This window comes from Cytobacillus spongiae (assembly GCF_021390075.1).
The window spans coordinates 2,279,732-2,292,541 of sequence record NZ_CP089997.1 but is presented as its reverse complement, the minus strand read 5'-3'; the positions used below and the strand labels follow the sequence as shown (position 1 = coordinate 2,292,541).

General features: G+C 37.6%; 11 protein-coding genes. 6 read left to right on the top strand and 5 right to left on the bottom strand.

Going from position 1 to position 12,810, the window contains the following annotated elements:
* Positions 1-146: 146 nt before the first annotated feature.
* The gene (locus LS684_RS11560) at positions 147-572 is read right to left on the bottom strand and encodes a ferritin-like domain-containing protein (protein ID WP_233806137.1); all 426 of its coding nucleotides are present in this window, start codon (positions 570-572) and stop codon (positions 147-149) included.
* Between the two features lie 129 nt (positions 573-701).
* On the opposite strand from LS684_RS11560, the gene LS684_RS11555 reads away from it, so the two are divergent.
* The 3 genes from LS684_RS11555 (at position 702) to mnmH (ending at position 4,836) form a co-directional block, all read left to right on the top strand.
* On the top strand, positions 702-2,627 hold the full coding sequence (locus LS684_RS11555; RefSeq protein ID WP_233806135.1) for a protoglobin domain-containing protein: 1,926 nt from the start codon (positions 702-704) through the stop codon (positions 2,625-2,627).
* Positions 2,628-2,728: 101 nt separating this feature from the next.
* On the top strand, positions 2,729-3,673 hold the full coding sequence (locus LS684_RS11550; RefSeq protein WP_233806133.1) for a VanW family protein: 945 nt from the start codon (positions 2,729-2,731) through the stop codon (positions 3,671-3,673).
* An 80-nt stretch (positions 3,674-3,753) separates the two neighbouring features.
* Positions 3,754-4,836, top strand: coding sequence for a tRNA 2-selenouridine(34) synthase MnmH (gene mnmH / locus LS684_RS11545; RefSeq protein ID WP_233806131.1), 1,083 nt, complete (start codon positions 3,754-3,756; stop codon positions 4,834-4,836).
* A 153-nt stretch (positions 4,837-4,989) separates the two neighbouring features.
* Here mnmH and LS684_RS11540 read toward each other — a convergent pair whose 3' ends face one another.
* Positions 4,990-5,184 (bottom strand): aspartyl-phosphate phosphatase Spo0E family protein, encoded by a 195-nt coding sequence (locus LS684_RS11540; protein ID WP_233806129.1) that lies wholly within the window; start codon positions 5,182-5,184, stop codon positions 4,990-4,992.
* Positions 5,185-5,392: 208 nt separating this feature from the next.
* The gene (locus LS684_RS11535) at positions 5,393-5,572 is read right to left on the bottom strand and encodes an H-type small acid-soluble spore protein (protein ID WP_233806127.1); all 180 of its coding nucleotides are present in this window, start codon (positions 5,570-5,572) and stop codon (positions 5,393-5,395) included.
* Between the two features lie 189 nt (positions 5,573-5,761).
* On the opposite strand from LS684_RS11535, the gene LS684_RS11530 reads away from it, so the two are divergent.
* The 3 genes from LS684_RS11530 (at position 5,762) to odhB (ending at position 10,489) form a co-directional block, all read left to right on the top strand.
* Complete coding sequence (locus tag LS684_RS11530; RefSeq protein WP_233806125.1) at positions 5,762-5,977, top strand: hypothetical protein; 216 nt, start codon at positions 5,762-5,764, stop codon at positions 5,975-5,977.
* 428 nt (positions 5,978-6,405) lie between these two features.
* The gene (locus LS684_RS11525; protein WP_233806123.1) at positions 6,406-9,252 is read left to right on the top strand and encodes a 2-oxoglutarate dehydrogenase E1 component; all 2,847 of its coding nucleotides are present in this window, start codon (positions 6,406-6,408) and stop codon (positions 9,250-9,252) included.
* A 1-nt stretch (position 9,253) separates the two neighbouring features.
* Positions 9,254-10,489, top strand: coding sequence for a 2-oxoglutarate dehydrogenase complex dihydrolipoyllysine-residue succinyltransferase (gene odhB / locus LS684_RS11520; protein ID WP_233806121.1), 1,236 nt, complete (start codon positions 9,254-9,256; stop codon positions 10,487-10,489).
* A gap of 580 nt (positions 10,490-11,069) precedes the next feature.
* On the opposite strand, the gene sda is transcribed toward odhB, so the two are convergent.
* Complete coding sequence (gene sda, locus LS684_RS11515) at positions 11,070-11,198, bottom strand: sporulation histidine kinase inhibitor Sda (protein WP_233806119.1); 129 nt, start codon at positions 11,196-11,198, stop codon at positions 11,070-11,072.
* Between the two features lie 456 nt (positions 11,199-11,654).
* Positions 11,655-12,809 (bottom strand): Ger(x)C family spore germination protein, encoded by a 1,155-nt coding sequence (locus LS684_RS11510; RefSeq protein WP_233806116.1) that lies wholly within the window; start codon positions 12,807-12,809, stop codon positions 11,655-11,657.
* Position 12,810 lies beyond the last annotated feature (1 nt).

Below are 12,810 nucleotides of genomic sequence, written 5' to 3'. Positions count from 1 at the left end.
TTAAGAAAGTAAATTAATTCCCAATTGTAGATAATCAATTTGGCTTCTAGCTCAAGCAACTCGCTCTAGAGGTCAAAACTTAGTTAGATAGGAAGACAAAGAACGCTTTCTAATCCAAACTGCTTGCCTAGCCTGTTTTTGTTCTTCTACTGTAAAAGTTTTTTTAGTGTATCAACATGCTGACGGTCTTGATCTAAAATACGTTCAATCAATTGCATGCTCTGTGGATCTAAATCCCCTTTTACTATTTCTTCAGAGAGCTGTATCCCATATACGTCTTCTCCCTTTAAGATCGTTTTTAGTTGTTCATCTAATTCGGTAGGTGCCGTCAACTTTCCTATGTAGTTTTGGAAGGAACCGATCATGCCTTCATCGTCTACTGGAGTTCCACCTAGATTTTGTATTCTCTCTGCCACCTGCATTGCATGTAGTTTATGTTCTTGCTGGATCCTTTGTAATTCTTTTTTTATATAGAAATCGTCTACACTCTGAATATAGTGTTCATAGGCATGAATCCCCATATATTGACCCTTTAAAAACGCATTTAACTCCTTTATGACGGTTTCATACATAGCTGAATCCTCCTTTTTAAGTATAAACCCTTCATTTTTAGCCTGTCCAAAAGTCATGAAAAGTTCACACAAAAAACAGTGAATAATGTAATAATAGTGTTAAATAACCAATTTATGGGGAGATTTCCTATGAGTAGAATTAATGTGAAATCGAAAGAACGACTTAAGCAAATTAAATTTACAGGCATCACGGAACATAAATTGAAGCTTATTTCACAATATAAAGAGTCATTCTCTCCATCGTTAGAATCAATTGTAGACCAGCTTTATACAGATATATACGATGTTCCAGAGATGAGAGACATTATTAATGATTATTCAACGATTAATAGATTAAAGGTCACACAGCTGAAGTATCTCCAATCTTGTCTAGATGGAATGATTGACGATGCTTATATTGAAAGTCGCTTAACCATAGGACGTGTTCACTCTAGAATAGGGCTCGATACTCAGTGGTATGCAGCTACATATTCACGTTATTTGGATATATTGAAGGAAATAGCGAAAACGATTGCTTCTGAAGATGTCTTGGAGTTAATGAATGCATTTACCTCTCTTTTTACATTTGATTTGCAGCTGGCAATAGAAGCATACAATGAAAAGGAAATTGACAAAGTCGCACACCCTGTGTTTTATGAAATGGAAAAGCTTAGAGTGCTGAATGGATTTACCAACCATGATCTTTTACATTTAGAAAATTTCAGTGGGTTACTCTCGTTCCAAGTGACCACAATTATGAACCATTTTAAGAGGATTATTCGAACCCATGTGGATCACCTAGAGCTGCCAATCATTAACACGCGTAATGAAGATGAATTTCACTCCTATATGAAAAAGGTGGTCTTGGAGTTTTTTCAGGAAAAGACCTTTCAAAAGCCGGAAATATTCTATCGCCTTATTAGAGACTGGAGCAGGTTAATTATTGAAGATAAACTACCTGAAGCTTTCTTCCAATCATGTGGAATGAGCTTAGTAGAGTCTGTTCGGTTAACCTTTCTAACAAAAGAACATATAAACGATTCAACGATGATGATGCAGGTAAATGCATTTGAACGTCTCGTGAAATTTGGGATTACATTAATTCATGAAATGATAAGACCCTATCGATTTTTACAAAATTTTAACATCATGAATATTTATGCCTATGAAATTAGCACTACTGATTTTGGTCAGCTTACGTGGATGGATGATCGGATGAAGCAATTGTTAAAAAAGCAAAACCGTCAGCGCTTTTTGAAGAGTCAACTAGGAGGGCGATGCTATGAGGTCATCTTTAATCGCTCCCTTCCTTGCCCAGGTTGTCCTGTGGCGATAAAAAGCAGTCAACCGATCACGGTAGCTATGGAAAATGAAGGAAAGTCACAATACTATAAAATTGGCCAGCTCCCGTTAAATGAAGTGTTCGAGCTTTCTCGGTCGTTGCTTGTTATGCAGGATACAACAAAGGAATCAAAAATGATGTTTGACACGATTGATCGTCTCTTGCAACTAGCTGAGTTCCGTGATGATGACACAGGTCAACACGTCGATCGAATTGGAATTTTATCCGGCATGTTAGCCCAATTAGCTGGGATGGATGAAACGTTTGTCAATCAGATCGCGATTGCTTCGAAATTCCACGATGTAGGAAAAGTCGGTATTCCTGATAATATATTAAATAAGCCTGGAAAGCTAACAGAAGACGAAAGAGAGTCAATGAAAAATCATGCTTTAATTGGATACCAAATACTCTCCAATCTCGAATTGCCTGTTATTCAAATGGCAGCTTCGATTGCTCATACCCATCATGAATGGTATAACGGAAATGGATACCCAAATGGCTTGAAAGGAGAACAAATTCCTTTGGAGGGCAGAATCGTAGCCATTGTGGATGTGTTTGACGCACTATTATCCAAACGGGTGTACAAGGAACCATTCCCTCCTCAGCAGGTGAAAGAAATTTTACTTGAAGGAAAAGGGAAGCAATTTGATCCTAAACTCGTTGACCTCTTATTGAGCATGTGGGATGAATTTATTACTATCAGAAAAAAGGTTAGGATGGAACCTTCATTCTGATGAGGTATGTATTGAAAGGTTGAGCACAGTAGAAAAACTACTGTGCTTTTTTCATGAATCTTCCGATTAGCACGCATAATATAGGGAGAGGAGTGACGGAAATGACAATAAGAGTGTTTGTACTAGTTGTATTAATCTTATGGCACGTAGCTGTTGTCGACGCAAGTACAATTGTAATTAAGCATAAGGAAGAAGTAATTTCTCAAATAGCAAAAGGGAGCTTCTTCATTCCTTACCTTCCAGATTTACCACTTGTGGATGTTGATCAATTAAATTTGTTGACTGAACAAATAGAAGGCGTTGTATATAAGACGCCAATCAATGCGATAATTGACGAGCAAAATCAGATTAAACCTGAAATCATGGGCTATGAGCTTGATGAAATCGAGTTTAAACGTCGGTTTATGCAATCTTTTTATGATCCGAGTTCTTCGTATTTGGAAATTCCTTTAAAATACCTCTATCCAAAGGTGGATAGTGAGCTTCTCACACAAATACGTACGAAACAAATCGGTTATTATGTTACTTATTTTAACCCAAATAATAAAACTCGTTCTCATAATATCTCACTCGCGTCTGAAGCGATCAATAATGTGGTTATTTTTCCGAATGAGTCATTTTCTTTTAATGAGATCGTTGGTAAACGAACAGCAGGTCGAGGCTATCTTCCTGCCCCCGTAATTGTAAAGGGGGAATTAACGGAAGGAATTGGTGGTGGCATTTGTCAGGTATCTTCGACTCTCTTTAATGCCGTCGATCGAGCAGGAGTTGAAATCCTACAAAGGTATTCTCATAGCAAAAGAGTTCCATATGTGCCTCCGGGGAGAGATGCGACGGTTAGCTGGTATGGTCCCGACTTTACGTTTAAAAATACATATAATCAGCCGATTTTAATTCGTTCCGTGTCTAATGGAGGCAGCATAATCATTATGATATTTTCTTCGGATACCATCGAATATGAGCCGAGAAACATTTCAAGTATCTCTCCGCAGTTACCCGAAGAAATGACAAATTCGTCTCCTTCTGAATCTTTGACGGAAAGGTAGTATAATATGATAATACAAATAGCAAACACCACTCATACTGTGGTGTTTTTCCTGTGAATGAACAGATGGAGGAAAATGCCATGAAAGACATTACCGTAGAGCAGTATATAGAGTTAACGAGGCCAATAATTGTAGATGTGAGATCCCCAATCGAATTTGAAGAAGGTGCGATTCCGAATGCGGTAAATATCCCTTTATTTACTAATGAAGAAAGAACCGAAATTGGTACGATTTATAAAAAGGAAAGTGCTGCTGAAGCTAAGTGGAAAGCGATGGAAATTGTCTCACCCAAGATTCCTTCTATATTAAATGAAATTAAGCTTCTTATGAATAGTGGCTTTCAACCTGTTATCCAGTGTTGGAGAGGGGGGATGAGGAGCGGAGCCGTAGCCCAATTTTTAGAGTTCGCTGGTATTCCGTCCCTTCGATTACAGGGGGGGTACCGGGCTTATCGTCAATATATCTTGAAGCAAATTCCTCAACTTCTACCTGAGCATGCAATTATATTACATGGGATGACAGGTGTAGGAAAAACGGAAATCCTGAATGAGCTATCGAAACAGGGATACCCTGTAATAAATATTGAGCAGCTAGCCTCACATCGAGGCTCAGTTTTTGGAGATATAGGCATCAATCAAGGGAGAACGCAAAAGGACTTTGATGCATGGTTATACCATGAACTCAAAAACCTGAAGGATTCGCCTTACTTTATAATGGAAGCTGAAAGTAAACGTATTGGAAGAGTTGTTCAGCCCGAAGCTCTTCTACAGATAAAATTAAGAGGAGTCCATATCGATGTGACAGCAGATCTCACCCAAAGAGTAAAGAGAATATATCGAGAGTATGTTTTTCCGTATGAAAATGAGACCTGGTTTCTTCCTAAGGTTGAGGAAGGGCTATCTGTAATTGAGAAAAGAATGAAAGACAAAGCGATTGTTGAAGAGCTCAAAAAAGCAGCAAACGAAAAGAACTATAAAGTAATCATTGAAAAGCTGTTAACCCATTACTATGATCCTCGTTATGATCATAAAACCCTTGAATACAAGGGAAGCTTTATATCGATTCAATCAAATGAACTCAATCAAGCAGTTGCAGAGGTAATCGATCACACGAAAGGTTTTCATCATAAAATAAGAGAAGCGGCGCAAGGAAGAATGAGCTAAGTATATAAGGCTGATAAGGATGTTTCTTGGAGCTTTTTGAAAAGGAATTATTCTGAAGATAACATAAGATTGTAGGGAGTTAGCGAAGAGAATTTATCTTAGAAAAACCCAGTTATTAATGAAACAATGGACGAAAAGGATACACAAAGAATATTATCGTCGATTTTTTTGGACTAGCAATTGATATTTTACTAAGTAACGATCTAACATTTGGCTTACCTGGATGGTTCGAGGGCTTGAAAGTCCTTCTGAGGTCCCAATGCGTACGAGGTCATTTCTTAATTTTTGAATCATTTCAGCTAATTCTCTTAGGCTTTCTTGCCTATAATCTTCTTTAGTTAATGGCATGTGATAGGACTCCTTATAGTTAATATATTCATCATAAGTAGTTCAATCAATCGGAGTAAGTGATGTTTCCCACAATGAAATAACTAGCTGTCTTTTTTCTACTAATTGTCATTGGATTGTAAGAATTTGTCTTGTATAGACGGTTCGATCCTTAAACGAAAACCCACATGCTTGTGGGTTTTCGTTGCATCTATTTATGTAATCGTTTCTATTCCTCGATTAAGTTCAAGACAGGTACATCCTTTTCTTCTTCTGGATTTGTTTTGGAATACACTCTTGCAGTTCCCGATTTTTCATTCACGTGTTGAATAATTACAGGTGTTCCTTCGAATGTAACTTGAAACATTTCCATTGAATCAGCAATTTCTTTTGCACGACCGATATTCATTTTACCTAGTCCCTCCTAAATGGTATCAAACATAATTTGCCTTGTCTGAAATCATTTTATCCACTAATTTTTAGATGAATGGCTATCTATTATTGCAATGTTCAAATAAAATAGTAGGATTTTCCTGGAGGTAATTGAGAATTTGTCCATTATAATAAGGAAGTAGGCAAAATAATGGAGGGTGTTTAAATGTTTGAACATAACAGTTGTCACCATCGTTATTTAGTATTAGATGAAAATATTCCTCTTATAACAGAAGATGGAATGTGTGTTTTCATTAGTGGAGGCAGCAATCCTAACTTCACCTTATGTGGTCACATTGATTTCCCAATGGATATGAGAAAAGTAATTGATCTACGTTTGAGAGAAAAAAGATCCAACAAGCAAGCGTCAAATCAACTTTAAATCAATAGAAAATTCATGATTTAAGCTGGTGTATTGCCAGCTTTTTTTATTAGAAAAAATAGATTTTATATTGCTTTAGCTGAAAAAAAGCTCTGATGATTACCTTTGTTTATTCCTCCCTAAACTGCTAAAATTTTGCTTTTCTAATATAAGTATTTCAACTATAATAAGATAAAATATTTTACACTTCACAAAGAGTAAAAACCTTTGTATTACAAAGGTTCTCGTGTTAAAATATCCATTGAAAACGTTTTATCCTCTGAATAATATTATTTTTCTCAAAATTCTTTGTTTCGTTTTGAAAGGTATGGGTATTAGGGAAGAGGAGTCATAATTTAAGTTGCTTTGTTATTGGTATGGTTAGAAGGGATAGTCAGCAAGTTATTCCCCTTCAACATCCCCTTAAGAAGCTACATGGAGGTATTTTCATGAAAAAGCCGGAAAGTGTTCAAGGGCCAGGATGGCAAGGTTTTCATGGTCCAAACCTTGGCTATGTCATAGAGTTATATGAACAGTATTTAGAAAACCCTGAATCAATCGACCCAGAAATGAAAGCGTATTTTGATGAATTTGGAGCACCAGAAGTAGGACAGCAGGTAAAAGTGGTTGAACAATCTTCACCAGCAATGGCTACTCCTTCTGGAAATCTAACATCCATATTAGCAGCGATGAAGCTAGCGGACCAAATTCGACATAACGGACATTTAGCAGCAGATATTTATCCATTGAAAAAGCAAGCTTCAAACGAGCATAGATTTGACTTAGCTAATTTTGGTTTAACTAAGGAAGAGCTAATGGGCATTCCTGCACATCTCTTGTGTAAAGATGCGCCATCACATGTGAAAAATGGATATGATGCCATTCAATACTTACTGAACATATATACAAGCACGATTGCTTATGAATTTTATCAAGTTCATGATGAAAATGAAAAGCAATGGCTACAACAGAAAGTAGAGCAAGGTAACCTTCAACCGAAGCTGTCGATTGAAGAAAAGCTAAGCGTTTACAAAAGGCTAACAGAGGTTGAAGAGTTTGAAAAGTATCTTCACCGAGTTTTTGTTGGGCAAAAACGCTTCTCAATTGAAGGATTAGATGCCATGATTCCTTTATTGGATGAGATTGTTTCAAATTCCGTTCAAGCTGGTTCGAAAACAATAAATATTGGAATGGCTCACCGTGGACGATTAAATGTATTAGCCCACGTCTTAGGGAAGCCTTATGAAATGATTTTTGCAGAATTTCAGCATGCGCCGAATAAAGAGCTAGTTCCATCAGAAGGTTCAATTGGCATAAATTACGGCTGGACTGGTGATGTGAAATATCACCTTGGACTTGACCGACAAATAAAAGAAGAAAATACTGTTCGAGCGCGTTTGACACTTGCCAATAACCCAAGTCACTTAGAATTTGTTGGTTCCGTAGTTGAAGGGTTTACAAGGGCAGCACAAGATACGCGCAAGGAGCCTGGATATCCTAAGGAAGATTTAATGTCAGCTATGGCCATCTTGATTCACGGGGATGCAGCTTTTCCAGGTCAAGGGATTGTAGCGGAAACGTTAAACTTAAGTCAATTAAAGGGCTACCGCACCGGTGGAACCATTCATATTATTGCGAATAATACAATCGGTTTCACAACAGAATCCTATGACTCAAGATCCACACGCTATGCAAGTGATTTAGCAAAGGGATATGAAATTCCGATTCTGCATGTAAATGCGGACGACCCTGAGGCTTGTATTGCTGCGGCAAAGTTTGCTTGTGAATACCGTGCTACATTCCAAAAGGATATTTTAATCGATCTAATTGGTTATAGACGCTTTGGTCACAATGAAATGGATGAACCAATGACTACGAATCCTTTAATGTACACCCTAGTTCATCAGCATCCAACAACTAAGGTAGTATACGGGAACAAGCTTCAAGGGGAAGGGTCAATTTCTGAAAAACAACAGGAAGAAATTCAAGAAGCCATTTTGAAAAATTTACAAGATGCTTATGATAAAGTTCCGAACAAGAAAAAAGAGGTAGAAGTGACAAATCCACCAGAATTAGTGGAAAAAGGTCTACCAGTTATTCAAACGGCTGTACCTCTAGATCAACTGAAACAAATAAACGAGGAATTATTAAACTGGCCTGAGAAAATTCACGTATTTAACAAGCTTAGTAGAATATTAAAAAGGCGTTCAGAAGCTTTAGAAGGGAATGGGAAAATTGACTGGGGTCATGCAGAAGCGTTAGCATTTGCTTCTATTATTTCGGACGGTACACCCATACGTTTAACTGGCCAAGATTCTGAGCGTGGAACATTCGCTCAACGAAACATCGTTTTACATGATGTGAACTCAGGCGAAATTTTCTCTCCATTACACACGCTTTCTACAGCAAAGGCATCCTTCGCTGTTCATAATAGTCCGTTATCAGAAGGGTCTGTCATAGGATTTGAATATGGCTATAATGTGTTTGCACCTGAAACACTTGTGTTATGGGAAGCGCAATACGGTGATTTTGCCAATGCAGCCCAAGTATTATTTGACCAATTTATTTCTGCCGGACGTGCGAAATGGGGGCAGAAGTCAGGTCTTGTCATGTTACTTCCTCATGGGTATGAAGGCCAAGGACCTGAGCATTCAAGTGGAAGAGTGGAGCGCTTCTTAACGCTTGCTGCAGAAAATAACTGGACTGTAGCAAACTTAACTTCCGCTGATCAATATTTCCATATTCTAAGAAGGCAAGCGGCTATTTTAAACCGCGAAGAAGTTCGTCCTCTAGTCATCATGACGCCGAAAAGCTTACTTCGTAATCCAACGGTTGCTTCTGAAGGGACAGAACTGAGCGAGGGCTCGTTCCGCTCAATTATTGAACAGCCTGGACTTGGAAAGAACCACGATCAAGTTCAAAGACTTGTATTCGCTACTGGAAAAATGGCAATAGATCTTGCTGAAAATGTAAATACTGAAGCGAATAATGACTGGTTACACATCATCCGCGTAGAGGAGATCTATCCATTCCCAATGGAAGAGATTCGAGCGATTGTTAATAGATATCCGAATTTAAAGGAAATGACTTGGGTTCAAGAAGAACCAAAAAACATGGGGGCATGGAATTTCATTGAACCTCGGTTAAACGAGCTTGCACCTGACCATGTGGAAGTAGATTATATTGGAAGACGCCGTCGTTCTAGCCCAGCTGAAGGGGACCCAAATGTGCATAAAAAAGAACAAGGTCGTATCATTAATGAAGCTTTAACGCGTCAAATTGAAGGGGGATTCTAAGGTGGCTGAAATAAAAGTTCCAGAATTAGCAGAATCAATTACAGAAGGTACTGTGGCTCAATGGTTAAAAAAAGCGGGTGACACAGTGGAAAAAGGCGATTACATCGTCGAACTAGAAACAGATAAAGTTAATGTTGAAATCATTTCTGATTATAGTGGGGTATTAGCGGAATTAAAGGCAGAAGAAGGAGATACAGTGAAGGTTGGGGAAACCATTGCTGTCGTATCTGAAGGAGGTGCAGCTCCTGTAACTGAGACACCTGCTCAAGCAGAAGCACCGGCTCAGCCAAAAGCAACACCTCAAACACCTGAAGTAACGATCGATGAGAAAAAACAAAGACCGATTGCTTCTCCGGCAGCTCGTAAATTAGCTAGAGAAAAAGGCATCGATTTACATTCTGTTCAGACAGCTGATCCACTTGGAAGAGTTCGCGCTCAAGATGTAGCAAACTTTGAACCAAATCAACAGCAAATGCCTAAGGCTTCGACTGAACCTGCTGTTAAACCACAGGCTCCTGCTCCACAAGCATCTGATGATAAGCCAGTAGAACGTATTCGCATGTCTCGCCGTCGCCAAACAATAGCTAACCGTCTAGTTGAAGTTCAACAAACGGCAGCGATGTTAACGACTTTTAATGAAATTGATATGACGAATGTAATGAATTTACGTAAACGTCGTAAGGATAAATTTTTTGAAGAAAATGACGTGAAACTAGGATTTATGTCATTTTTCACTAAAGCGGTAGTAGCAGCATTGAAGAAATCTCCATTGTTAAATGCTGAAATTCAAGGAGATCAAATTGTCTTGAAAAAGTATTATGATATCGGAATTGCCGTTTCTGCTCCAGAGGGCTTAGTTGTTCCTGTCGTACGTGATGCAGACCGTAAAAACTTTGCAGAGATCGAAGGCGATATTCTTAATCTTGCGGATAAAGCAAGAAACAACAAGCTTTCATTAAATGACCTTCAAGGTGGTACATTTACGATTACAAATGGGGGAGTATTCGGATCCTTACTATCAACGCCTATTCTAAATGGACCACAAGTTGGTATATTAGGAATGCATAAGATCCAAGTTCGTCCTGTTGCAATCGATGCAGAGAGAATGGAAAACAGACCAATGATGTATGTCGCATTATCATATGATCACCGTATTATCGATGGAAAAGAAGCAGTTGGATTCTTAGTGAAGGTTAAAGAGCTACTTGAAGATCCAGAATCATTAATATTTGCATAAGATGTAAAAACAGCGTGAAGGTAATCTTCATGCTGTTTTTATGTTTATATAGGGTATACCAACCAGGTTAGCTCTTTGAAACGTATATTAGAGATTAAGTTGGATGAAACATAAATGGATGAATAAAAATAAGTTGCAGTAAGGAAACATTTAGTTCGGCCAGAATATATATATAATAAAGCAGGTGATGAAGGGATGGGAAGGGTACAGAAGAAGATCTATGTGTACTCCAAAATATTGAAAATGCTTGGTGTATTTAACCAAGAAGAATTTCAAGAAATCAATAAAGAGTTGAAAAAGAAAGTTTAAGGGAAGTTGCTAATGTGTGGGTGATGATGAAGGGCTTATTAGCAAAAAAATAGAGGGAGAGTGGTCATCATCCCTGCGATGAAGGCCAAAATTAGTAGAAAAATAGAGGGAAAAGGTCATCATCCCGGCGATGAAGGCCTAGATTAGCAGAAAAATAGAGGGAAAAGGTCATCATACTACTGTCGTGAACTATTACAGAAAAAATATATTCATTTAGACAAAACAATGGGCTGATTTCAGAAGAAGTCAGCCCATTCATTTGATTGCTTATTTAATTGGTATTAGGGTTTAATCCTCTTCGATGGATTTCATCTTTTAAAAATTTGATCCATTCTTTTTCACCCGACTTCAATGCATTACGATACGACACGACTAATTGTTCATTACTCATAATCTTCATTCTGCATACCTCCTCGGAAAGGATTAAATATTCTAACTTATTAATCTATTGTAAATGGTTTATGAAGATTTGAAAACCCATAACTGGAAAAAATTCATACGTTCTAATGGAAAATGAGTAAATATTTTACAAAATATACATATGGAGGTAATCTGAGAGGGGAAGAGGTATCGCATGAAGACCAAAATCATTTAGTTGTGGAATGAGCTTTATGAATATGGAACCTCCCACTATAGAATCACCAAGATCATTCGAGTGGTTTGTTTCTCTAAAAGCTGATAAATCTATAAGATTTAATGAAGAGGACACTTGACTCCTTGAAATTCATCTTCATACAATGAAAGGCTACCGAGGGCATCTTTGTCATGTTGTAGCAAGAGGAATGCAAGTGTCTAATTCGGTCTTATCTGAACTAAAATAAAGTACGCTTATCAGTGTAGTTTTTCCCATCTAATATTAAAAACCATGGTTCCTATCATATTCGTAGCTGTTAAAATGGAATAATTCAACATTCACTTTGATATCTTTTAACGACTCATCCGTTAAATAAAAGTTTTGTTCTTCTTTAAGTTTTTTATATTTTTTGGGGTGAGTTCGATACCATTTTTCTCCCAAGTTAAATAAGTCTAGTTCATTTTGTAATCCTTCTTCATAGATTTCAGTAAACTGCTTTGTTAAGTCCTCACCTACTTTTTTCGTCAGTTCTTCGATTGGTTTGCTTTTAATCATCTCAAGAAGGTCTGCTTGAACATCTATAACTATGGAGAAAATCGGCGAATCTTTGTTTTTTTCATATGTAATTTTCATTTTTGGCGTTTTTAATTTAAGTGCAGCTACTAATTCATCTTCCATCATTACTTTTTGATCTACTGAAATTTGTTCCTGAAGTAACCATTCAAGAAAAAGAGCTTGCTCGAAAGGTAGTGATTTAACATACTTTTGCTGCTGAAAGACCGCTAACTTATTGAGGTAGAGGACGGGGTATGCCTCTTCTGCTTTCCAGCTCTTAGTATCAACTTTAACAGAAGGAAGCTTTGCTGTTCCCATCGGTTCATAGTACTGTCTAAGAAAATCCATTAAGTGAACGGGCTTTAGTTCGTGGTCCTGTAGTTCTCCATTTTTCTTCATAAATAACACGGTATAAATAGCAGGGTATTCAAATAGTGCTTTTACATTTAACACGTCTTCTATATTATCCTCTGTCATAAACACCCTTAACGTATGGCGAATGGAGCGATTTCGTCCTAATTCAGTTATAACTTCATGAAACTTATGCTTCACGATTTCCTCTGATAAGACAAATGTTTCCACATGACCGAAAAAAAGGGGGGGTTCAGATTTTTTATATAATTTGCGGACGGCTAAATTGAGAGTTTCCCCTTTGGCCGAGCCGACAAAGATTGGAACTGGTTCAACAGGCTTTGCTCCTTCTTGTTTGGCGACATTTGCAAAGTTAAGTCCTTGTAGATAGACAGTAAATTCCTCGTTTTCCTCGTCATAGTCCATGCCAATTGTAACAATATAGGTCAAGTCTTGGATGTTTTTTAACCCAGAACAACCTGTAAGACCAATTAATACAATAATCCACCCTAAAACCATTTTCTGAACCATT